The sequence below is a fragment of the Pseudomonas sp. BN415 genome, assembly GCF_029871195.1.
Taxonomy (GTDB): Bacteria; Pseudomonadota; Gammaproteobacteria; order Pseudomonadales; family Pseudomonadaceae; genus Metapseudomonas; species Metapseudomonas resinovorans.
In genome coordinates, this window is the sequence record NZ_SSOK01000058.1 from 179768 (window position 1) to 201357 (window position 21590).

Annotated in this window: 21 protein-coding genes and 3 tRNA genes; 11 read left to right on the forward strand and 13 right to left on the reverse strand. The window is 62.7% G+C overall.

Annotated features, from left to right (window positions below; genetic code table 11):
• Window positions 1-15: 15 nt before the first annotated feature.
• The 3 genes from E8F20_RS17385 to E8F20_RS17395 are packed head-to-tail and all read right to left on the reverse strand — an operon-like array spanning window position 16 to window position 3183.
• The gene (locus E8F20_RS17385) at window positions 16-1353 is read right to left on the reverse strand and encodes a sigma-54 dependent transcriptional regulator (protein ID WP_280284833.1); all 1338 of its coding nucleotides are present in this window, start codon (window positions 1351-1353) and stop codon (window positions 16-18) included.
• Window positions 1354-1355: 2 nt separating this feature from the next.
• The gene (locus E8F20_RS17390; RefSeq protein WP_280284834.1) at window positions 1356-2957 is read right to left on the reverse strand and encodes an ATP-binding protein; all 1602 of its coding nucleotides are present in this window, start codon (window positions 2955-2957) and stop codon (window positions 1356-1358) included.
• Window positions 2947-3183 carry a PP0621 family protein gene (locus tag E8F20_RS17395; RefSeq protein ID WP_280284863.1) on the reverse strand — a complete coding sequence of 79 codons (237 nt, stop codon included), beginning with the start codon at window positions 3181-3183 and terminating at the stop codon, window positions 2947-2949. The genes E8F20_RS17390 and E8F20_RS17395 overlap by 11 nt, the downstream gene beginning before the upstream one ends.
• Before the next feature lie 172 nt (window positions 3184-3355).
• Between E8F20_RS17395 and E8F20_RS17400 the strand changes: the two genes are divergently transcribed.
• Window positions 3356-4987 carry an NAD+ synthase gene (locus E8F20_RS17400; protein ID WP_280284835.1) on the forward strand — a complete coding sequence of 544 codons (1632 nt, stop codon included), beginning with the start codon at window positions 3356-3358 and terminating at the stop codon, window positions 4985-4987.
• A gap of 66 nt (window positions 4988-5053) precedes the next feature.
• Here E8F20_RS17400 and E8F20_RS17405 read toward each other — a convergent pair whose 3' ends face one another.
• The gene (locus tag E8F20_RS17405) at window positions 5054-6073 is read right to left on the reverse strand and encodes an outer membrane protein assembly factor BamD (protein ID WP_280284836.1); all 1020 of its coding nucleotides are present in this window, start codon (window positions 6071-6073) and stop codon (window positions 5054-5056) included.
• A gap of 147 nt (window positions 6074-6220) precedes the next feature.
• Here E8F20_RS17405 and rluD point away from each other — a divergent pair, with 147 nt between their 5' ends.
• The 3 genes from rluD (at window position 6221) to clpB (ending at window position 10736) form a co-directional block, all read left to right on the forward strand.
• Complete coding sequence (gene rluD, locus E8F20_RS17410) at window positions 6221-7195, forward strand: 23S rRNA pseudouridine(1911/1915/1917) synthase RluD (protein ID WP_028630358.1); 975 nt, start codon at window positions 6221-6223, stop codon at window positions 7193-7195.
• Window positions 7192-7917 carry a peptidoglycan editing factor PgeF gene (pgeF, locus tag E8F20_RS17415; protein WP_280284837.1) on the forward strand — a complete coding sequence of 242 codons (726 nt, stop codon included), beginning with the start codon at window positions 7192-7194 and terminating at the stop codon, window positions 7915-7917. Before rluD ends, pgeF begins: the two co-directional genes overlap by 4 nt.
• Window positions 7918-8171: 254 nt before the next feature.
• A complete protein-coding gene (gene clpB, locus E8F20_RS17420) occupies window positions 8172-10736 on the forward strand; it encodes an ATP-dependent chaperone ClpB (RefSeq protein WP_280284838.1) in 2565 nt (854 codons plus the stop codon).
• Window positions 10737-10798: 62 nt separating this feature from the next.
• Here the strand turns inward: clpB and E8F20_RS17425 are convergent, their stop codons facing one another.
• Together E8F20_RS17425 and E8F20_RS17430 are read right to left on the reverse strand one after the other, a co-directional pair.
• Window positions 10799-11140 (reverse strand): PilZ domain-containing protein, encoded by a 342-nt coding sequence (locus E8F20_RS17425; protein ID WP_280284839.1) that lies wholly within the window; start codon window positions 11138-11140, stop codon window positions 10799-10801.
• Window positions 11141-11160: 20 nt separating this feature from the next.
• Entirely contained in the window at window positions 11161-13476 is a 2316-nt protein-coding gene (locus tag E8F20_RS17430) for a DUF1631 domain-containing protein (RefSeq protein ID WP_280284840.1), read from the reverse strand.
• A gap of 205 nt (window positions 13477-13681) precedes the next feature.
• On the opposite strand from E8F20_RS17430, the gene E8F20_RS17435 reads away from it, so the two are divergent.
• The 3 genes from E8F20_RS17435 to E8F20_RS17445 all read left to right on the forward strand — a co-directional run bounded on the left by E8F20_RS17435 (window position 13682) and on the right by E8F20_RS17445 (window position 13928).
• A tRNA-Asn gene (locus tag E8F20_RS17435) sits at window positions 13682-13757 on the forward strand.
• A 9-nt stretch (window positions 13758-13766) separates the two neighbouring features.
• Window positions 13767-13843: transfer RNA gene (locus tag E8F20_RS17440), tRNA-Pro, on the forward strand.
• Window positions 13844-13852: 9 nt separating this feature from the next.
• Window positions 13853-13928, forward strand: a tRNA-Lys gene (locus tag E8F20_RS17445).
• Window positions 13929-14069: 141 nt separating this feature from the next.
• Here the strand turns inward: E8F20_RS17445 and E8F20_RS17450 are convergent.
• The 3 genes from E8F20_RS17450 to E8F20_RS17460 form a co-directional block, all read right to left on the reverse strand.
• The gene (locus E8F20_RS17450) at window positions 14070-15368 is read right to left on the reverse strand and encodes an NAD(P)/FAD-dependent oxidoreductase (protein ID WP_137821069.1); all 1299 of its coding nucleotides are present in this window, start codon (window positions 15366-15368) and stop codon (window positions 14070-14072) included.
• Between the two features lie 60 nt (window positions 15369-15428).
• Window positions 15429-15602, reverse strand: coding sequence for a DUF3094 family protein (locus E8F20_RS17455; RefSeq protein ID WP_280284841.1), 174 nt, complete (start codon window positions 15600-15602; stop codon window positions 15429-15431).
• A gap of 88 nt (window positions 15603-15690) precedes the next feature.
• On the reverse strand, window positions 15691-16317 hold the full coding sequence (locus E8F20_RS17460; protein ID WP_280284842.1) for a DUF1780 domain-containing protein: 627 nt from the start codon (window positions 16315-16317) through the stop codon (window positions 15691-15693).
• 134 nt (window positions 16318-16451) lie between these two features.
• Between E8F20_RS17460 and E8F20_RS17465 the strand changes: the two genes are divergently transcribed.
• The 4 genes from E8F20_RS17465 (at window position 16452) to E8F20_RS17480 (ending at window position 18526) form a co-directional block, all read left to right on the forward strand.
• Window positions 16452-16874 (forward strand): GNAT family N-acetyltransferase, encoded by a 423-nt coding sequence (locus E8F20_RS17465; protein WP_280284843.1) that lies wholly within the window; start codon window positions 16452-16454, stop codon window positions 16872-16874.
• A 4-nt stretch (window positions 16875-16878) separates the two neighbouring features.
• Window positions 16879-17346, forward strand: a complete 468-nt coding sequence (locus E8F20_RS17470) for an FAD/FMN-containing dehydrogenase (protein ID WP_280284844.1) — start codon at window positions 16879-16881, stop codon at window positions 17344-17346.
• The gene (locus E8F20_RS17475; RefSeq protein WP_028630349.1) at window positions 17343-18032 is read left to right on the forward strand and encodes an energy-coupling factor ABC transporter permease; all 690 of its coding nucleotides are present in this window, start codon (window positions 17343-17345) and stop codon (window positions 18030-18032) included. Before E8F20_RS17470 ends, E8F20_RS17475 begins: the two co-directional genes overlap by 4 nt.
• A 278-nt stretch (window positions 18033-18310) precedes the next feature.
• Complete coding sequence (locus E8F20_RS17480) at window positions 18311-18526, forward strand: hypothetical protein (protein ID WP_280284845.1); 216 nt, start codon at window positions 18311-18313, stop codon at window positions 18524-18526.
• Window positions 18527-18690: 164 nt separating this feature from the next.
• Here E8F20_RS17480 and yacG read toward each other — a convergent pair whose 3' ends face one another.
• Genes yacG through E8F20_RS17500 form a run of 4 tightly spaced genes read right to left on the reverse strand, consistent with a single transcriptional unit; the run spans window position 18691 to window position 21589 of the window.
• Window positions 18691-18891, reverse strand: a complete 201-nt coding sequence (gene yacG, locus E8F20_RS17485) for a DNA gyrase inhibitor YacG (RefSeq protein ID WP_120652963.1) — start codon at window positions 18889-18891, stop codon at window positions 18691-18693.
• The gene (coaE, locus tag E8F20_RS17490) at window positions 18888-19499 is read right to left on the reverse strand and encodes a dephospho-CoA kinase (RefSeq protein ID WP_280284846.1); all 612 of its coding nucleotides are present in this window, start codon (window positions 19497-19499) and stop codon (window positions 18888-18890) included. The genes yacG and coaE overlap by 4 nt, the downstream gene beginning before the upstream one ends.
• Window positions 19496-20368 carry an A24 family peptidase gene (locus E8F20_RS17495; protein WP_280284847.1) on the reverse strand — a complete coding sequence of 291 codons (873 nt, stop codon included), beginning with the start codon at window positions 20366-20368 and terminating at the stop codon, window positions 19496-19498. Before E8F20_RS17495 ends, coaE begins: the two co-directional genes overlap by 4 nt.
• 3 nt (window positions 20369-20371) lie before the next feature.
• Window positions 20372-21589 carry a type II secretion system F family protein gene (locus tag E8F20_RS17500; RefSeq protein ID WP_280284848.1) on the reverse strand — a complete coding sequence of 406 codons (1218 nt, stop codon included), beginning with the start codon at window positions 21587-21589 and terminating at the stop codon, window positions 20372-20374.
• Window position 21590 lies beyond the last annotated feature (1 nt).

Sequence of the window (21590 nt, forward strand, 5' to 3'; positions counted from 1 at the left end):
CGGTCGCGCTGGGCATCAGTCGATACCCAGCTTCTTCAGGCGATAACGCATGGAGCGGAAGGTCAGGCCCAGGCGTTGGGCCGCCGCCGTGCGATTCCAGCGGGTTTCTTCGAGTGCCTGCATGATCAGCTTGCGCTCGATGTCTTCCAGGTAGTCTTCCAGGTTGTCGATCTGCGCCAGGCTGGCCTCGCCCCCCTCGGCTGGGCCGGTGGCGTCGGCCAGGCGCAGGTCGCGAGCCTGGATCTGGTCGTCTTCGCAGAGCGTGTAGGCCCGTTCGAGCATGTTCTCCAGCTCGCGTACGTTGCCGGGGAAGCGGTAGCACTTGAGCTTGTCCAGGGCTTCCGGCGCCAGGGTCGCGGCCGGCAGCCCGCTCTGCTGGGCCAGGCGCTTGAGCATGGTTTCCGCCAATAGCGGGATATCCTCGCGGCGCTCACGTAGCGGCGGCACGCTGAGCTCGATGACGTTCAGGCGGTAGTAGAGGTCCTGGCGGAAACGCCCCGCGGCCACTTCCGCGGCCAGGTCCTTGTGGGTGGCGCTGAGGATGCGTACATCCACCACCACTTCCTGTTGTCCCCCTACGGCGCGCACGGCCTTTTCCTGGATGGCGCGTAGCAGTTTGACTTGCATCGCCAGTGGCAGGTCGGCTACCTCATCAAGGAAGAGGGTGCCGCCATTCGCCGCCTGGAACAGGCCCTGTTTGTCTTCCACCGCGCCGGTGAAGCTGCCTTTCTTGTGGCCGAAGAATTCGCTTTCCATCAGCTCGGACGGGATGGCGCCGCAGTTGACCGGTACGAAGGGGCGGTCGATGCGTGGCCCCTGCTCATGGATCAGCCTTGCCACCAGTTCCTTGCCGCTGCCCGATTCACCGCTGATGTACACCGGTGCCTGGCTGCGGGCGAGCTTCTGGATTTGCTTGCGCAGGGCGCTCATGGGGGGCGAGGTGCCCAGCAAACGGCCGTCCACCGGTGGCTCGCCGTCTTCCGGGACGCTCAGGCGCAAGGCGGTGTTGACCAGTTCGCGCAGCCGGCCAAGGTCTACCGGTTTGGTGAGGAAGTCGAAGGCGCCGGCCTTGAGGGCGTTCACCGCGGTGTCGAGGCTGCCGTAGGCGGTGATCATCGCCACTGGAACCATGGGGTGGCGCTGCTGGATGTACTGCACCAGCTCCAGGCCGGTGCCATCAGGCAGTCGCATGTCGGTCAGGCACAGGTCGAAGGGCTCGCGCGCGAGCCACTCGCGGGCTTCCTTGAGGTTGCGGGCGCTGCGGGTGTCGAGCTTCATCCGCCCGAGGGTGATCTCCAGCAGTTCGCGGATATCGGGCTCGTCATCGACGATCAAGGCTCTCTGTCGGGTCATGGTCAGCTCAGTTTGCGCGGGTGGGCGAAAGTTATGCGGAAGCAGCTGCCGCCTTGTTCGCGCGGTTTGTAGTCGAGGCGGGCCTGGTTGCTCTCGCAGAGCTCGCGGGAGATGTACAGGCCAAGGCCGGTGCCCTTGCTTTCAGTGGTGAAGAAGGGTTCGAAGATATTGTGCACCTGCTCGGGCGGGACGCCTTCCCCATCGTCCTCCACCTCCAGTATGGGCAGGTCGCTTTCGGCATCACGGAACAGCTTGAGCCAGACCTGGCCCTGGGCGTTTTTCTTGGCGCTGTAGCGCAGGCCGTTCTGCACCAGGTTGGTCAGCACCTGGGTCAACTGGTGGGGGTCCATGCGGGTCTGCAACGTACTGCCGAGGGTGGACAGGTGCAGGGTCTGGTTGGGGCTGGAGGAGCTGCGGAACTCGCTGGCGAATCGGGTGAGCCAGTACTTCAGGTCAAGCAGTTGCGGTTCCGACTGGCGGCGTCGGGACAGCTGGAGCACGTTCTCGATCACCAGGTTCATGCGGCGCGAGTGGTCCTGGATGATCTGAGCCAGCCGTCGGTCGGGGCCCTGGAGCTCTTCCGACTCTTGCAGCAGTTGGGCCGCATGGCTGATGGCGCCAAGGGGGTTGCGGATCTCATGGGCGATGCCCGCGGTCAGGCGGCCAAGCGAGGCAAGTTTGAGCTGCTGCGCCTGCTGGGCGATCTGCGAGACGTCTTCGAGAAAAACCAGGGTGTTTAGCTGATTGCCACGCTGCAAGTGAACGAAGCTGGGTTGCAGCGTAGGGCCATTGGCAAGCGCCTGGAAGCTCTGTGGTCGCAGGGTTGGGTTGGTCAGCCACTGCTGCAGCCTCTCCAGCAATTCAGGACACTGGCCGTCCAGGGGGCGTCCGGCCAGCGAGTCCTTGCCTAGCAGGGATTGCGCGCCGTTGTTGGCAAGGAGAATCAGGTGTTGCGGGTCGAGCACCATGATGCCGGTGCGCATGCGCTCCAGAATCTGAGCGTTAAGTGCTTCCAGGTTGGCCACATCGGCCGCGCGCTGTTCCGCGAGGGTTTCGCTGAGTTGCAGACGCCGGCTCAGCCCCTGGATGAAGAGTGCCGCAGCGAAGCACAGCGCGCCGAAGCCGCCGGCCTGGACGAACTGACTGGAGGCCTGCGGGTGGCTGATGCTGAGGTAGAAGGTCAGGTAGATCAGCCCGATCGCCGCCACGGCCGCCACCAGCAGGCCGATGCGCCCGCGCAGCAGAATGTTGGAGATGGCAACCGAAACCACCATGAGGTTGGCGATGCCGCTGGGCGTGCCGCCAGCCGCGAAGAACAGGCAGGACAGCAGCAAGACGTCCACCACGGCCAGGCTGAAGACCTGCACCATGCTCCGTGGGCGAGGCACCAGCGCGGCGATCAGGGTATTGAGGATCAGGTAGAACCAGCTGGCATTGCGGAACAGCTCCGGTCGCGCCAGGTCCAGGAGGCTGTCGTCCAGTTCGCTGGAGATCAATACGACCAGTGCTACGCCAATCAACAGCCGATACAGGCTGTAGAGGCGGAAGATGCGCCGCCCTTGAGCGCTGAGTGCCGTCGGGGCGGGGAGGGTATCAGCGCTCACCAGGGCTCTGGTCCTGTTCCAGGTGGGCCCGGCTGCAATACCAGCGATTGTCCTGGGACAGGGCGTTGCTTCGAGGAACATGCACGCCGCACTGTGCACAGCGCACCATGGGCACGGTTTCGTCCTGTTTTTGCGGCTTGGGGCGTGGTGTCGATGGGGTCTTGAAGCGGCGCCACAGCCAGATGGCGACGAAAATCACGGCAATCCAGAACAGCAGGCGAAACATGCCGAAGGTGCTCTCTTCTTGGTGGAAAACTGGCAGTTTAGCCAAGCCGGTTGTCCGCGCACAGAGACCGGCCGCACGCCGCCGCGTCTTGTTTGGTTTTCCCTGCGGGCGCGCGGGAGTATGGTGGCGTTGAAGTGCATCTGATGCCTTGCACAACGCTCGGGAGGCGGCCATGCGCCAAAGCCTGCGAATCGTGATGGCCCAGCTCAATCTCCGTGTCGGCGACGTTCAAGGCAATGTCGAGCGAATCATCGAAGAAGCGAACGCTGCGCGCGAAGCCTGGGAAGCCGATGTCATTGTCTTTCCCGAGCTTTCCCTGTGCGGCTACCCACCGGAGGATTTGCTGCTGCGTTCGAGCATGCAGCGGCGTATCGAGCACGGGCTGCAGCGCCTGCGTGACGAGATGCGCGGCATCTATCTGGTGGTGGGATACCCCTGGCTGGAAGACGAACAGCGCTACAACGCCTGCGCGGTGATCGCTGACGGACAGCTACTGGCCACCTACTACAAGCAACGCCTGCCCAACTACCGGGTATTTGACGAGAAGCGCTATTTCGAACCCGGCCACCAGCCCTGCGTGGTGGATATCAAGGGTGTGCCGGTGGCGCTGTCGATATGCGAAGACATCTGGTTTCCCGAGCCCATGGTCCAGGCACGTACTGCCGGGGCCAGGCTGATGCTCAGTCTGAACGCTTCACCCTTCCATCTGGACAAACAGCTTGAACGTGAGGAGGCGCTGGCTGAGCGGGTCGCCGAGGGCGAAATGCCGGTGATCTACGTGAACCAGGTAGGCGGCCAGGATGAGTTGGTATTCGATGGTGGCAGTTTCGTCATTGATGCCAGTGGATTGATCTGCCAGCGCGCCCCCGCCTTCGTCGAGGGCCTTTACCCGGTGGACCTGCAGCTGCAGGACGGGCGCTGGCTTCCACGTCGGACCCACTGTGCCGAGCTACTGGAACTGGAGGCGAGCGTCTACCAGGCACTGGTGGTGGGGGTGCGCGACTACGTCCAGAAGAACGGATTCAGGGGCGTGGTGCTGGGGCTGTCCGGCGGCATCGACTCGGCCCTGACCCTGGCCATAGCCGCTGATGCCCTGGGTGCAGAGCGCGTAGAAGCGGTGATGATGCCCTACCACTACACCGCGCAGATCAGCCTCGAAGACGCCGAGATCGAAGCGCGTTTGCTTGGCGTCACCTATCGGGTGCTGCCCATTGCTCCCGTCGTGGACGCTTTCCAGCAGGTCCTGGCTCCGGAGTTCGAGGGGTACGCACGTGACGCCAGCGAGGAGAACCTGCAGGCGCGTTGCCGTGGATCGCTGCTGATGGCAATCTCCAACAAGAAGGGCAGCCTGGTGCTGACCACGGGTAACAAGAGCGAGCTTGCGGTGGGCTATGCGACCCTTTACGGCGACATGGCCGGTGGGTTCGATGTACTGAAGGACGTTCCCAAGAGCCTGGTGTTCCGTCTGGCCGAATACCGCAACAGCCTCGGGCCGGTAATTCCGCCCCGGGTGATCGAGCGGCCGCCTTCAGCCGAGCTGGCGCCGGGGCAGCAGGACGAGGACTCGCTACCGCCTTATGCGGTGCTGGACGAGATCCTCAAGCTCTACATCGAGCACGACCTGTCGGCCAACGCCATCATCGCCGAAGGATTCGATGAAGACACGGTGAACCGGGTGCTGAGCATGGTGGACCGCAATGAGTACAAGCGGCGCCAGGCGGCGGTGGGCATCAGGGTGACGCAGCGTGGGTTTGGGCGGGATCGGCGTTATCCCATTACCTCGGGATGGCGATTGGGAGATTAGAGGCCGTGCTGAAGCGAAGAAGGGAGGCCAGTGGCCTCCCTTCTTTATGCGGACATGCGACGTTGATCAGTCGAACAGGCCGAAGGTCATGTAGCTGAACCAGGAACGGTCGCTGCTGTTGGCTTCGGACTCGTGCTCTTCTTCCTGCACCTCGTCCTGGTTCTCCGGCTGCAGTTCATCAGGAATTTCTTCCTTGGCGTTCTCGTACTGCTTGATCACGTCCTGGGCGGCGCGGGTTTCACCCGGAGGCAGCGGCGCGTCGTTCTCGATCAGGCCCAGGGTTGCCTTGGCCAGCCAGGAACGGTTGTCGGCTTCTTCTTCACGCGGCACGAACTGGCCGTCCACCAGGGTCGGGTGGTCCGGGTAGTTCAGCTTCAGGGTTTCCAGGCTGGAAGCAGCCAGGTCGTTCAGGCCCAGGCGCTGGTAGGCCTCGACCATCACGGCCAGGCCATCGCCCACTGCAGGGGTTTCCTGGAAGTTTTCCACCACGTAGCGACCACGGTTGGCGGCGGCGACATAGGCCTGGCGGGTCAGGTAGTAGTGGGCGACGTGAATTTCGTAGGCGGCCAGGAGGTTGCGCAGGTAGACCATGCGCTGCTTGGCGTCCGGGGCGTAGCGGCTGTTCGGGTAGCGGCTGGTGAGCAGGGCGAACTCGTTGTAGGAGTCGCGCGCGGCACCCGGGTCACGCTTGGTCATGTCCAGCGGCAGGAAACGCGCCAGCAGGCCGCGGTCCTGTTCGAAGGAGGCCAGGCCCTTCAGGTAATAGGCGTAGTCGACATTCGGATGCTGCGGGTGCAGGCGGATGAAGCGCTCGGCGGCGGACTTGGCGGCCTCCGGCTCGACATTCTTGTAGTAGGCGTAGATCAGCTCGAGCTGGGCCTGCTCGGCGTAGCGGCCGAACGGGTAGCGGGACTCGAGGGCCTTGAGCTTGGCAATGGCGGGGGTATAGCTGCTGTTGTCCAGATCGGCCTGGGCCTGCTGATACAGCTCGGCTTCGCTCAGATTCTCGTCCACCACTTCTTTGTTGGAGGAACAGGCGGCGGTGAGGGCGAGAATGGCGATCAGCAGCAGGTGTTTCACTTGCATGGCGGCTTGCGTCCCTGTGACGGCTGGCTGTCTTGGCTGGAGCCGTCCTGTTATGATGGGCGCCCCGGAACCCCCGGGACAAAGACGCAGTATTTAACCACAAGCGCGTAACTGAAACCAAAGGCTACGCCCCCTCCGTGCAAGAGCATGTCTTCGATTACCAAGCAGGTTATTCAACTCAGCGCCGAAGTGCCGTCTGAGCTGGGCGGGCAACGTCTGGACCAGGTCGCCGCGCAACTTTTTTCCGAGCACTCCCGCTCCCGCCTTTCCGGCTGGATCAAGGATGGCCTCCTTACTGTTGACGGCAGCGTGCTGCGTCCGCGGGACATCGTGCACGGCGGCGCATTGCTGGAACTGAATGCCGAGCAGGAGTCCCAGGGTGCGTGGGTGGCCCAGGACATCGAGCTGGACATCGTCTACGAAGACGAACACCTGCTGGTGCTGGACAAGCCTGCCGGCCTGGTGGTGCACCCGGCTGCGGGGCATGCCGACGGCACCTTGCTGAATGCCCTGCTGCACCATGTGCCGGGGCTGGAGAACGTGCCAAGGGCGGGTATCGTCCATCGCCTGGACAAAGACACCACCGGCCTGATGGTGGTGGCCAAGACCCTTGAAGCTCACACCAGCCTGGTCGCGCAGTTGCAGGCGCGCAGCGTGAGCCGGATCTACGAGGCGGTGGTGGTTGGTGTGATCACGTCTGGCGGCAAGGTCGATGCACCCATCGGGCGGCATGGCCAGCAGCGCCAGCGCATGGCCGTAGTCGCAGGTGGCAAGCCGGCCGTCAGCCATTACCGTGTACTGGAGCGCTTCCGTTCCCATACCCACACCCGCGTCAAGCTGGAAACTGGCCGTACCCACCAGATCCGTGTGCACATGGCCTATGTGAACTTCCCCCTGGTCGGTGATCCCGTCTACGGCGGGCGCTTCCGCATTCCGCCGGCAGCCAGCCCGACCCTGGTGCAGACACTCAAGGAGTTTCCTCGCCAGGCCCTGCATGCGCGCTTCCTTGAGCTGGACCATCCGGCGAGTGGCGAGCGCATGAAGTGGGAGTCCCCGTTGCCGGATGATTTCGTCTGGCTACTCAGCCTGCTGCGCCAGGACCGTGAGTCCTTCGAGCAATGAGCATCTGGCTGACGCCCGATTGGCCTGCTCCGAAGCGGGTGCAGGCCTGCGTCACCACCCGTGAGGGGGGCTTCAGCCTGCCGCCCTATGAAGGCCTGAACCTCGGCAGCCATGTCGAGGACGATCCACAGGCCGTTGAGCAGAATCGCCGACTGCTGACTTCTACCTTGGGTTGCCGTCCCGCCTGGCTGAGCCAGGTGCACGGTGTGCGTGTGGCGCAGGCCGACCCGAGCCGCGTAGACGAGGCCGACGCCAGCTGGACTGCCGAACCCGGCGTCGCCAGCGTGGTGCTGACCGCCGACTGCCTGCCGGCCCTGTTCTGCGATCGTGCCGGCACCAAGGTCGCGGCCGCCCATGCCGGTTGGCGCGGGCTGGCCAATGGGGTGCTGGAGGCAACCCTGGATGCTCTGGCATCGCCGGCCGAAGAGGTGCTGGTCTGGTTGGGACCGGCCATTGGCCCCGCAGCATTCGAAGTCGGGCCTGAAGTGCGCGAAGCCTTCCTGGCCCATCATCCCGAGACCGGCCAGGCCTTCCGGCCCAGCGCCAACGAAGGGAAGTTCATGGCCGACATCTACCAGCTGGCGCGTATCCGCCTGGCCGCGCGCGGTGTGCAGGCCGTATACGGTGGCGGTTTCTGTACCGTCAGCGATCCGCGCTTTTATTCCTACCGCCGTGCTGCGCGCACGGGGCGTTTCGCCAGCCTGGTCTGGCTGACCGACTGACTGTGGCCCGGTGCCGCGTCCATCCGTATCGCCGCAGGATGTGGTAGAGCGAAGCGAAACCCATCGGCCTGGGATGATGGGTTTTGTTCCTCAGTGGAATACCGCCTGTCCCATCCTTCGGTGCTTATGACCACGGTCAATGTCATAGAGGTTGAATCGCGCAGAATCGTCCTTATCTAAGCTTCATCCCGGCGGGCTTTTCGTGTCTGGCACCAGCATCGTGCCGGCCCGCTATCTGAAGGAAGGACTAATCCATGCGAATCGACCGTTTGACCAGCAAGCTGCAACTGGCGCTCTCCGACGCCCAGTCCCTGGCGGTTGGCCACGACCACCCGGCCATAGAACCGGTACACCTGGTACTGGCCCTGCTTGACCAGCAGGGCGGTTCCATCAAACCCCTGTTGATGCAGGTGGGCTTCGACGTGGCGGCGCTGCGTCAGGGCATGACCCGCGAACTCGACCACCTGCCGAAAATCCAGAACCCCACGGGTGACGTGAACCTCTCCCAGGATCTGGCACGCCTGCTCAACCAGGCCGACCGCCTGTCCCAGCAGAAGGGCGACCAGTTCATCTCCAGCGAGTTGGTACTGCTCGCCGCCATGGATGAAAACACTCGCCTCGGCAAGCTCCTGCTCGGCCAGGGGGTGACCCGCAAGGCGCTGGAGAATGCCGTCGCCAACCTGCGGGGCGGCCAGGCCGTTAACGACCCCAATGTCGAGGAGTCGCGGCAGGCGCTGGACAAGTTCACCGTCGACCTGACCAAGCGTGCCGAAGAGGGCAAGCTGGACCCGGTCATCGGCCGCGACGATGAAATCCGCCGCACCATCCAGGTTCTGCAGCGCCGCACCAAGAACAACCCTGTGCTGATTGGCGAACCTGGTGTCGGCAAGACCGCCATCGCCGAAGGTCTGGCCCAGCGCATCGTCAACGGCGAAGTACCGGATGGTCTCAAGGACAAGCGCCTGCTGTCCCTGGACATGGGGTCGCTGATCGCCGGTGCCAAGTTCCGTGGCGAGTTCGAAGAGCGTCTGAAAGGCGTGCTCAACGAGCTGGCCAAACAGGAAGGCCGGGTCATCCTCTTTATCGACGAGCTGCACACCATGGTCGGCGCCGGCAAGGCCGAGGGCGCCATGGATGCCGGCAACATGCTCAAGCCGGCACTGGCCCGCGGTGAGTTGCACTGCGTGGGCGCTACGACCCTGGACGAGTACCGCCAGTACATTGAGAAAGACGCCGCGCTGGAGCGCCGCTTCCAGAAGGTCCTGGTGGACGAGCCGAGCGAGGAGGACACCATCGCCATTCTGCGTGGCCTCAAGGAGCGCTATGAAGTCCACCATGGCGTGACCATCACCGACGGCGCCATCATCGCCGCCGCCAAGTTGTCGCATCGCTACATCACTGACCGCCAGCTGCCAGACAAGGCCATCGACCTGATCGACGAGGCCGCCAGCCGCATTCGCATGGAGATCGACTCCAAGCCGGAGGCCCTGGACCGTCTCGATCGTCGTCTGATCCAGTTGAAGATCGAGCGAGAGGCGCTGAAGAAGGAAGAGGACGAGGCCACCAAGAAGCGTCTGGCCAAGCTGGAGGAAGACATCTTCAAGCTGGAGCGTGAGTACGCCGACCTGGAGGAGATCTGGAAGTCCGAGAAGGCCGAGGTACAAGGCTCGGCGCAGATCCAGCAGAAGATCGAACAAGCCCGCCAAGACATGGAGGCCGCGCGCCGCAAGGGCGACCTGCAACGCATGGCCGAGCTGCAGTACGGCGTGATTCCCGACCTGGAGCGCAGCCTGCAGATGGTCGACCAGCACGGTAAGACCGAGAACCAGCTGCTGCGTAACAAGGTTACCGACGAAGAAATCGCGGAAGTGGTCTCCAAGTGGACCGGCATTCCTGTGGCCAAGATGATGGAAGGTGAACGCGAGAAGTTGCTGCACATGGAAGAGGGCCTGCACAAACGGGTCATCGGCCAGCATGAAGCCGTGGTTGCTGTCGCCAATGCGGTGCGCCGTTCGCGTGCCGGCCTGGCCGACCCGAACCGGCCGAGCGGTTCCTTCCTCTTCCTCGGCCCGACCGGGGTGGGTAAGACCGAGCTGTGCAAAGCGCTGGCCGAGTTCCTCTTCGATACCGAGGAGGCGCTGGTGCGCATCGACATGTCCGAGTTCATGGAGAAGCATTCCGTGGCTCGCTTGATCGGCGCACCGCCGGGCTATGTGGGTTACGAGGAAGGCGGCTACCTGACCGAAGCCGTGCGCCGTAAACCCTACTCCGTCGTGTTGATGGACGAGGTGGAGAAAGCGCACCCGGATGTCTTCAACGTGCTGCTGCAAGTACTGGAAGATGGCCGTCTGACCGACAGCCACGGTCGCACCGTGGACTTCCGCAACACCGTGATCGTGATGACCTCCAACCTCGGGTCGCTGCAGATACAGGAACTGGTGGGCGACCGGGATGCACAGCGAGCGGCGGTGATGGATGCCGTGAGCGCGCACTTCCGTCCCGAGTTCATCAACCGGATCGACGAAGTGGTGGTATTCGAGCCCCTGGGGCGCGATCAGATCGGTGGCATTGCCGAAATCCAGCTGCAACGCCTGCGCAAGCGTCTGGCTGAGCGCGAGCTGAGTCTGGAGCTGAGCCCGGAATCCCTCGACAAGCTGGTTGCCGTGGGTTACGACCCGGTCTACGGCGCCCGTCCACTGAAGCGAGCGATCCAGCGCTGGATCGAGAACCCCTTGGCCCAGCAGATCCTCGCCGGCCAGTTCGCGCCTGGCGCCACCGTCACTGCCAAGGTGGAAGGCGAGGAAATCGTCTTCAACTGATTGATGGCCTGCAAGAAAAAGCCCCGCGAGATTGCGGGGCTTTTTCATGGTTGTCGTTCGGGCTATGGCGCGCGAATGAACTGCAACAGGTCTTCCAGGACGGCGGCCTGCTCATCGGCAATGTCGATGATATGAAAGCCCGCCCAGCAATTGCGCTGGTCTTCGCCCATGCGCGTCCACAGGCAGTCCGCGCCCAGGCGGATATCTTCCAGCCCCTCCACCCAGGTCAGCGGGACCAATCGGCATTCCCAGACCTCGTCGGCGACGAGCGGCAGCTCACTCAGCAGCATGAAGCCATCCATCGACAGGTCGACGATGCGGCCCAAGCGTTGCCCCGAATGCAGATCGAATACTTCCAACTGCAGCTCGGTGGCATGTCGGCTGTGCTGGCGACGTTCTTCCATGGTGGACTCCTAATGCGGACTCAGGAGGTGCGGCCGGTGAAGCGTTGCAGCACCCGGTAGATGGCGCCAAGGGCGCGGTCTACCAACGGGGCGCTGCGTTCCGGTCGGACCAGACGTGCCAATCCTTGCTCCATGTCCAAGGCCAGCTGGGTAATAGGCATGATTGCCACACGCTGGCCGCTATGGTCGACGAACATGTAGTTGCGGGTGGTGGGGCTGTACCACGACAGCTTGAGAACACGAACATCCGGGCCATCGATGAACTCGAACCAGGTGCCGAATTCCAGGCGGGATAGCTCCCTGATCAGCGTCTGGGCTCGATTGGAGAGGCTGACTGGCCGTGGGATGTTGGCCAACTCGGCGTCTTCGCCGAGCATCTCGCCCAGTTTGCTTTCCGGCAGCGGACTTTCAATGCGTGCTGCCACCTGGGGTTGCTGCGATTGCACGGCGTGCTGGCAGGCCACCAGATCCTGGAGAAGGCGGCGGATGCCGTCCTCGTGGTAGCCGCCCAGCAGCTCCAGGCCCTTGCGCAAGTCTTCCAGCATGGGGATGCGCAATTGCTGAAGTCGAGCGCGGCCATCGCTGTCCTGCGGGGTGCCGCTCCAGGCCAATTGCTCGGCGACTTCCACTGAGCGCTGCCATTCGTTGCTGCGATCGCCATGGCGCAGCAGGACGAATACCAGGACGTCGGTCCAGGTGAGTTCGAGGAAGTGCTGGATGATTCCCGGCAGCTCGCGACCGGCCAGGGCTCGTCCGATCGTATCGACAGCTTGCTGGCGGGCACCGAGCAGCTTGTCACGGCCCTTCGCGGCTTCCACGGCACGCTGCTCGCGCAGTTCCACCTTGTGCCGCAGGGTGCCAGTGTATTCGTTGAACTCGTCCAGCAGGCTATCGAACAGCAGCAGGTCGCCGCTGAAGCCATGGACGACGCGCTCCACCACCCAGTGCATTTTCGCCAGCAGCCCGCGCTCCTCGCCTTCGCTGGTATAGAGCACACCGGCTTGGGCCATGCTGTTGAGCAGGCGGCGGGCCGGGTGGTGATGCTGGGTGAAGAGCGCCTTGTCCTGCAGGGCGACCTTCAAGTAGGGCGTGTGCAGGTGGGAGAGGGCGGTCTTGTAAATGTCGGCCAGGTTGTCATCGTCGAGAATGAAGTCGAAGAGCATGCCGACCAGGTCGATCACGTCCGCCTCGTAGTCGGACAGCTTCTGCTGGCCCGGCAGGCTGCTATGGCTTTCCAGTTGTTGTTGCAGGTCGGCTTTCAGGCCTTCGACGCGCTGCGGCTGACGCAATTTGCTGGCCAGGTCCTGGGCGGACTGTTGTTGCAGGCGGTTCAGGGCTTCCAGCAGTTCCGCCGCGCTATAGGTGCGGGTTGCGCCTCGTGGGGCAAAGCTCGAGATGCTCGGGGTCCCGCCGGGGAGCGGGGCGTCGCTGTGGTGCATGCGGCGCTCGCCCAGCAGGGCGGCCAGTCCGCTGAACAGCTGGCCGGGATCGCTGGGTGGTGCGCCGGTCAGGTCCAGCGGGCCGCTTGCCTGGGGAGCTGACGGCGATTGAGTGGGCGGTTGCGGCGCTTGCTCCCCGGGTGGTGCCTTACCCGCTGCCGATGATGGCGGATGGGGCACACTGGTGGAGCGCTGCACGCTGTACTTGAGGTTGGGCAGCACACCGGCCTGGATCAACCGTTGGTTGAGCGCCTCATAGACGCTGTCCAGGCCACGCATCACATGCTGGTCGAAAAGCATATAGAGGATGGTCTTGATCCGCAGCGGGAAGGGGCAGGGCTCCAGCGCTTCGCGGAACGCCAGTGCTATAGCCTGCGGGCCGAACGGGTTGTCGTCGTCTCCCAGCTTGCGCCCGCCGTTGAGTACTGCCAGGCGCTGATCGAGGGCGAACAGGGACTGCGAACAACGCGACTTGACCCGGCTGACCATATTGGTGACCAGCAGGCTTTCTTCGTACTCCTCGTTTTCCATCAACTGGAGGTGGTCGGCATCCAGCTCGCCGGCTTTCAGCTCGGGCTTCAGCTTGCCGCCGAGGAAGTCTTCGAAACGCTTGGCGATGCGCTGGTGGTACGAACGTTCTATTTGGGGGCGTTGCTTGCGGATGTCCCGCATGCTGTCGAAGAACAGCGTCTGGACCTGATTGTTCTCGGCCTTCTCGGCGCATTCGAAGAGCGTGTCGTCAACCTGGCCGAAAACCCCCGTCAGATGTTCCGCCAACCGGTTCATCACCAGCTTGCGGCAGCTTTGCACCAAATCACCGAAGCGCGGTTGTATGCCGCGGCTGGCCAGGGTCGTCACGGGGCCGGGAGGAGTTGGGGGTCGATCCTGATTGCTCATAGCCGTCCTGTAGGGAGACAGGTCGCGACCACGACCTGCAACGATCTCGCCACGGCTCAGGTATAGCACTCGACTGGTCTTCTGCAAATCATTGTAGGAATTCGTTTTTTAGGGGGTTGACAGGCGGTTCTGGAACCGTAAAATGGCGCGCCTCTGAAGCGCTAAACCAAAACGGTGAGGCGACAAAGAGTTGGAAGACCGAAGTTCCGCGATAGCTCAGTCGGTAGAGCAAATGACTGTTAATCATTGGGTCCCTGGTTCGAGTCCAGGTCGCGGAGCCAACTTCCATACGGGGTATAGCGCAGTCCGGTAGCGCGCCTGCTTTGGGAGCAGGATGTCGGGAGTTCGAATCTCTCTACCCCGACCACCTCACATTGGGTCGTTAGCTCAGTCGGTAGAGCAGTTGGCTTTTAACCAATTGGTCGTAGGTTCGAATCCTACACGACCCACCATACAAGACCTCTCGGTAGGTCCGAAGAAGCGGTAAGGCGAAAGCCTTGCCGCTTTTTTGTTTGCCTCGATTTCTCGGGTCGCAGCAGTTTTGAGGGGAAGAGGGAATCCGGCTTGCGGATTCCCTCCTGGCCGAACCCCGGTCAGTGCAATTTCAGGCGCGGGTCCGTGCTCCGGCCGATGCGGTCGCTAAGCATCAGCAGACCGGTGCGGAAGGCGCCGTACAGGGCCATCTGGTGCATGCGGTAGAGCGAGATGTAGAACATCCGCGCCAACCAGCCTTCCAGCTTCACGCTGCCCATCAGGTTACCCATGAGATTGCCCACCGCGCTGAAGCTCGATAGCGAAATCAGCGAGCCATAGTCCTTGTACTGATAGTCCGGCAGCGGCTGGCCTTGCAGGCGCAGCTTGAACGACTTCACCAACAGTGAGGCTTGCTGGTGCGCAGCCTGCGCGCGCGGCGGCACATTGCGCTCGGTGCCGTCTCCCATGGGGCAGGCGGCGCAGTCGCCGAAGGCGAAGATGTCGTCATCGCGGGTGGTCTGAAGAGTCGGGCGTACCACCAACTGGTTGATGCGGTTGCTTTCCAGTCCATCGAGGTCCTTCAGGAACGCGGGGGCGCGGATGCCTGCGGCCCAGACCTTGAGGCTGGCCGGAATGTTTTCGCCCTGGGCGGTCCTCAAGCCATCGGCCGTGACTTCTTTGACCGCAGCGCCGGTCATCACCGTGACGCCGAGTTTCTCCAATGTGTGATGTACCGGCGCGCTGATGCGTTCCGGCAGGGCTGGCAGCACGCGAGGGCCGGCCTCGATCAGCGTGATGCGCATGTTTTCCGGCTGGATACGATCCAGGCCGTAGGCGGCCAGCTCGTGAGCGGCGTGGTGCAACTCCGCGGCGAGTTCGACGCCAGTCGCGCCGGCACCGACGATGGCCACGCTGATCTGGTCGTTGGCGTTCTGCTGGGCGTGGGCGCGCAGATAGTGGCTGAGCAGCTTGCGGTGGAAGCGCTCGGCCTGCTCGCGGGTGTCGAGGAAGATGCAGTGTTGGGCCGCGCCTTCGGTGCCGAAGTCGTTGGTGGTGCTGCCGACCGCAATGACCAGGCTGTCGTAGTCCAGTTCGCGGGCAGGCACCAGCTCGCGCCCATCTTCATCATGGGTGGCAGCCAGCTGGATGACCTTGCGCTTGCGGTCCAGCCCGCTCATGCGGCCGAGCTGGAACTCGAAGTGGTTCCACTTGGCCTGGGCGACATAGTTCAGCTCGTTCTCGGTGGAGTTCAGCGAGCCGGCCGCCACTTCATGAAGCAGGGGTTTCCAGATATGGGTGAGGTTGGCATCGGCCAGGACGATCTTGGCAAGGCCTTTCTTGCCGAGGGTTCTACCCAGACGGGTAGCAAGCTCCAGGCCGCCGGCGCCGCCGCCGACGATCACGATACGATGGGACATGGGAAGGTCTCGCAAGGCTATAGGAATTCTTTGTCGCCGAGGGCGAGCGCAGGAGGCAGCTCATAGCACCAGTCGGCTCAGGAGGCGGCTGAGGAGGCCCAGCACGACGACGATGGCCAGCACAATCCCCAGCAGGCGCCACGGGCGGAACGGCTGGCGTTCCACCTGGTGCTGGGGGAGGTTCAGGTACTGGTCGACCTTTTGCTGGTCTTCGGGCGTCAGGCGGCTGGGCATGGGGGCCTCGACTTTGTAGTGGTGGGCATTCTAGCCGGCGAATTCACAGGGGCTCAACGCGCGGCGGGGGAAATTTGCGCGGAGTCGGTCAAAGACCGACTCCTACGTCGAAAAGAATGGTCCGGCCGAGGTTGCTGCGCAGGAAGTCCGGTGCGTCGCCATGGGCGAAGAGCACCCGTGCGAAATTCGACCCCACCAGCGACAGCGAGCGCCACCCCTGGCGCAAGTATTCGGTGGGAGGTGGAAACGGACTGTTGAAATCAGGTGTGGCGCGCTTGAGGTTGACGAAGGCCAGCAGGTCGAGCTCGCCCAAGTCGAGGCCCCGCTCATCATAATTGCGCGCTTTCTTGCGCAGGGTTGGCGCCAGGCGTGCCTGGAGCTCGGCGGCGGCGATGCGCTTTGGGCGACTTTCCCGGCGCACCAGTTGCGCCAGGGAGAACGCGCTGCGCCGCCGTTCCAGTTCGGCGCGCCATTCCTCGTTGAGGCGGCGCCCCTCGTCCAGCACGAAGAACACCTCGAAGTTGGCTTCGCGGAACTGCACGTCCGGCGGTTCCTGGCTGGTACTGAACTCGTCGAGTCGATAGGGCAGGTTGAGCGCCTGCAGGAGCCGCTGGCAGACCCAGCGCTCGCGCTCCCACTTGCGCGCATTCGACAGAAAGTCGTTGGCTTGCTCGGCCTGCCGCGTCAGCAGGCGCAGGTAGTCGGACTCGTTCATGTTCCGCAGCTTAGCCTTCCGGCCAGGGCTCTGGGTACCCCCGAAGCGCCAGCGGAGCGGCTGTGGCGACAAATGCGCGCAGGTTGCTTGATGCTGGCGCGGTGTAAACTTTCAAGACCTACCGGGAGTCCACGATGCGCATTCGCCCCATCACTGCCGCCGACCATTCCGCCCTGCTCGATCTGTGGCGCCGCACGCCGGGAATCCGATTGCGCGCGGAGGATGAGCTGGAGCCCTTTTGCGCGTATCTGCAGCGCAATCCCGATCTCTGCCTACTGCTCGAAGACGATCATGGTCGAGTAGCCGGTAGCCTTTTGGTAGGGCATGACGGACGCCGTGGCTACCTGCAGCACCTGGTGGTCGACGGGCCTTTTCGCGGCAAGGGCTGGGCTCGGGCCTTGCTGCAGGAGGCACTGCGACGCCTGGTAATTCTGGGTATCCGCAAGTCCCACGTGTTCGTCCTGGAGGATGCGCCTGAGGCGCTGGCGTTCTGGCACATGCAGCGGGGCTGGTCGGAGCGAGAGGACATTCGGGTTTACTCGACCACTGGAGACTGATTCGATGCGGATCTGCCTTGGCTTGATGCTTTGCCTGCTGGCTACCTTCAGCCATGCCTTGGAAGTGGGTGAGCGACTGTCGCCCTGGACCTTGCTGGACCAATACGACCAGCCGTACAGCCTGGAAGATGGATTGCAGGTGCTGCTGGTCGTCCGCGACATGGATGGCAACAAGCTGGTCAAGGCCGCTCTCGAAGGCCAGCCCAAGGGCTATCTCGAAGCCCGCCATACGGTGTTCGTGGCCGATATCAGCCGAATGCCGTCGCTGGTCTCTTCGATGTTCGCCGTGCCCGCCATGCGCGACTACAACTATCGCGTATTGCTGGACCGTGAATCCCGCGTCGCCAGTCGCTATCCGGGCAAAGCATCCCGCGTGCTCTGGCTGCGGCTGGATCACGGCACGCTCACGGAGCAAAAGGAATTCAGTGATGCCGCGGCGCTGCGTGCCGCCCTGGAGTCGCTGGCGCCGTGATTGCCGCTGAACTCCTGTCCACGGAAACCCTTGCGCTTGGTTGGGCCATCTACCTGCCGGTCGTCGCCTGGGCGATATGGCGCGCACCCTGGGTCGAGCTGTTCAGCGATTCCCGCCGGCAACACCTGCTGTTCGGCACCGTGCTGGTGGTCTTCCTGCTCTGGCTGATGCGGCGGGACTTCGACTCGGGAGTGTCCTATCACTTCATCGGAATGACCGCCGTAACCCTGCTGCTGGATTGGCCCCTGGCGGTACTGAGCGGCCTGGCTGCACAGGTGGCGCTATTGATGCTGGGCAAGCAGGACCTGGCCGCGCTCGGTGTCAACGGCGCCATGCTGGTGCTGCTGCCCGTGCTGGTCACGGAGCTGTGCGCGAAATGGGTCGAGCACTACCAGCCCCGCAACCTGTTCGTGTACATCTTCTGCTGTGGATTCTTTCCGGCGGCCCTGGCGGCACTGCTCTGCGTGCTGGTCGGGCTGGGCCTGCTGTGGATGGACGGTGTCTTTCCCATGCCGCCCTGGCTGGAGGATTTCATCGGCTATCTCTGGCTGGTGATGTTCCCTGAAGCCTTTATCAACGGCACGGCCGTGACTGCCTTGGTGGTGTTCTGCCCGGATTGGCTGGAGACCTTCAACCGCACCCGTTACCTCCAGGCGCCCTGGAAGGACGACGACACGCCGCGTTGATCCCCCGGGATTCGCCCGCCTTATCCCCAGCTAACACCTGATTTGCGTCAAGTAACTCATGCCGCCCGGTTTCGTAGCGTGGAGGGCGCTTTTCCATCGGCTCTGTCTGCATGACGTGTTGTAGGCAGCTGCATTGCCCGTAGGAGCTGGCTTGCCAGCGAATGGCGGCGTTTCGCTGGCAAGCCAGCGCCTACAAGGCTCTTGGCCCGATGGTCAATCTCTCGCAACAGCTAACGCAGGCATAGCGTTTCCATCCACCAGCATGAGGGGCAGACGACATGGGGATTCACGACTGGGCAAGAACCGCCCTGCAGCAGAGCCTGGAGGCAGCAAAGCGCGACGGTTTCAGCGACGAGTTGGCACTGCGCGCCCTGTTGAGTGCAGTCGTCGAGCGCAGTGCAATGCTGCGCCCGGCAGATGATCTGGCTCAGGAGCTGACCTTCCTGGCGGACAACCTCGACCCGGAGCGCGACTACGGCTTCATGCGGCCTTGAGTGGGCAGGGCACGCGCGTTGCGTAGGTTGGCGCAGCGCGTAGCGAAGACCAACGAGCGAGGTATGAGCCGGGTGTTGGATCTAGCAATCCACGAGAGCAGCGACCCCCTGGCATGGAACCGATGGGTTTCGCTTCGCTCAACGCCATCCTACGCACTGCTGATTCAGTGCTCCCGCGGCGGCAGGTCGCCGGAGAAGAGCTCGTCTTCCGTGTTGTCGCCGGGAATCGCGTGTTCTTCGGCAGCCCAGGCCCCCAGGTCGATCAGCTTGCAGCGTTCGGAACAGAAAGGACGTGACGGGCTTTGCGGGCCCCATTCCACCGGAGCGCCGCAAGTCGGGCATTCCACAGTGACGGGTTGGCTCATGGCTGGCCTCCTCGCAGGGTCAGGTAGAAGTTATGCAGACGCTCCACTTCGGCGCGCAGCCAGTTCAGGTCGCGGTCGTTGAGCAGCACGTCATGGGCATGCTTCAGCCGTTCTTCACGGCTGGCCTGTACCCTCAATATGGCTTGCACCTGCGCTTCGGGCACCTTGTCGCGTTGCATGGTGCGCTGAACCTGCGTGATCTCCGGCGCATCGACCAGCAGCACGCGCTGAGTAAGGCGATGCTGGCCGGACTCGACCAGCAACGGCGAGACGAGAATGGCGTAAGGGGACTCGGCGCTCGCCAGGTATTGGCTGATTTCCTGGCCGATCAGCGGATGCAGCAGGCTTTCCAGCCAGCGGCGCTCGTCTGCGTTCTCGAAGATGCGTTGGCGCAGTGCGGCGCGATCCAATTGACCGTCGGCCTGCAGCACGTCGCTGCCGAAATGCTCGGCGATCTTCGCCAGGGCAGGGCGGCCGGGCTCCACGACCCAGCGCGCAGCTTGGTCGGCATCCACCAGATGCACACCAAGCTCGGTGAAGTGGGCAGCGACGGCGCTTTTACCGCTACCGATGCCGCCCGTAAGGCCAAGAATCCAGGGTTTGTTCATTTGAAACCGGCGAACTGCAAATAGGTCGCCGTTATTTGATCACCCCAGAGCAGTGCAATCCAGCCGGCAATCGCCAGATAGGGACCGAAGGGGATAGGCGTGGCGGTGTCCTGGTTGCGCAAGCGCAGCATGATCAAGCCCAGCACAGCCCCCACCAGGGACGACAGCAGGATGGTCAGCGGCAACACCTGCCAGCCACCCCAGGCGCCAAGCATTGCCAGCAACTTGAAGTCGCCGTGGCCCATGCCCTCCTTGCCGGTCACCAGCTTGAACAGCCAATACACCGACCACAGGCTCATATAGCCAGCCACCGCGCCCCAGAGTGCATCCTCCAGGCTGGTGAACAGGCCCTGGCTATTCAGGATCAGACCCAGCCACAGCAACGGCAGGACCAGCACATCCGGCAGCAACTGGTGGTCGACGTCGATCATGCTCATCGCCAGCAGGCCCCAGGTCAGCACCAGGAAGGCGCCGGCCTGCCAACTGAAACCGAAATGCCAGGCCACATAGGCCGACAGCAGACCGCATGCCAGCTCCACCAGTGGGTAGCGCTTGCTGATCGGTGCCTTGCAGGAAGAACACTTACCGCCCAGCGCCAGGTAACTCACCAGCGGGATGTTTTCCCAAGCGCGGATTTCATGGCTGCACTGCGGGCAGCGGGAATTCGGCAGGATCAGGTTGAACACCGGCCCCTTTGGCTCGGCCGGCAGGCTCAGTGCTTCGCGGGCCTGCTCCTGCCAATCGCGCAGCATCATCTGCGGCAGACGGTGGATCACTACGTTGAGGAAGCTGCCCAGCAACAGACCAAGCAGCAGGGCGCAGAAAACAAAGGCCAGCGCGTGGCTGGCCAGAAAGTCGATCAATTGCATGGTTTAGACGACGCTGCCCAACTGGAAGATAGGTAGATACATAGCAATGATCAGGCCGCCGACCAACACGCCGAGAACCGCCATAATCATGGGCTCCATCAGGGCGGTCAGGCCGTCGACGGCGTTATCCACTTCGGCTTCGTAGAAGCTGGCGACCTTGTCGAGCATCTCATCCAGGGCGCCGGACTCCTCACCAATGGCGGTCATTTGCACGGCCATGGCCGGGAAGACACCAGTTGTACGCATGGAAAAGTTCAGCTGCATGCCAGTCGAGACATCGGACTTCACTTTCATTACTGCGTTTTTGAATACGACGTTGCCACTGGCGCCGGCAACTGAATCCAGTGCGTCGACCAGCGGTACGCCGGCAGCAAAGGTCGTTGCCAAGGTGCGGGCAAAGCGCGCCACGGCGGACTTGTAAAGAATGTCGCCGAGTACCGGTATCTTGAGCACGGTGTGATCAAGCCAGTCGCGGAATTTTTCGGATCTCTTGTGAGCGCTCTGGATTGCAAAGCCAGCTATGAAAAGGGCAGCTAGAACGACGAACCACCATTCCTGAAGGAGTTCGGAGAGGTTGATCACCATGACAGTAAAGGCTGGAAGGTCAGCGCCAAAGTTCGAGAATACGGTCTGGAATTGAGGGACCACCTTTATCAGTAGAATTGATGAAACGATGATCGCGACAACGATAACCGCGATCGGGTAGTTCATCGCCTTTTTGATCTTGGCTTTCAGGGCCTCGGTCTTTTCCTTGTAGGTGGCGATACGGTCCAGCAGGGTTTCCAGTGCACCAGCCTGCTCGCCCGAGTCCACAAGGTTGCAATAAAGCTCGTCGAAATATTCCGGTTTTTTCCTGAGAGAGTTTGCCAAGGTATTGCCTGCCGAAACCTCCTGCTTCACCTCATTTACCAGTGTGCGCATTGCTGGCTTTTCGAAACCTTCGCCGATGATGTCGAAGGACTGCATGAGGGGAACGCCGGCTTTCATCATGGTGGCTAACTGGCGGGTGAATAGAGCAATGTCCAGCGGCTTGATTTTCTTCCCGGCGCTTAGCAGAGAAGCAGACTTCTTTCGAACCTTGGTTGGGTTGATGCCCTGCTTGCGTAACTGTGCCTTTACCAATGCTGGGTTCTGTCCAGAAATCTCGCCTTTGACCTTGGAGCCTTTCTTATCTGTACCCTCCCACGCGAAGGTACTTGTTTTCAGCGTTTTTTCCGCCATG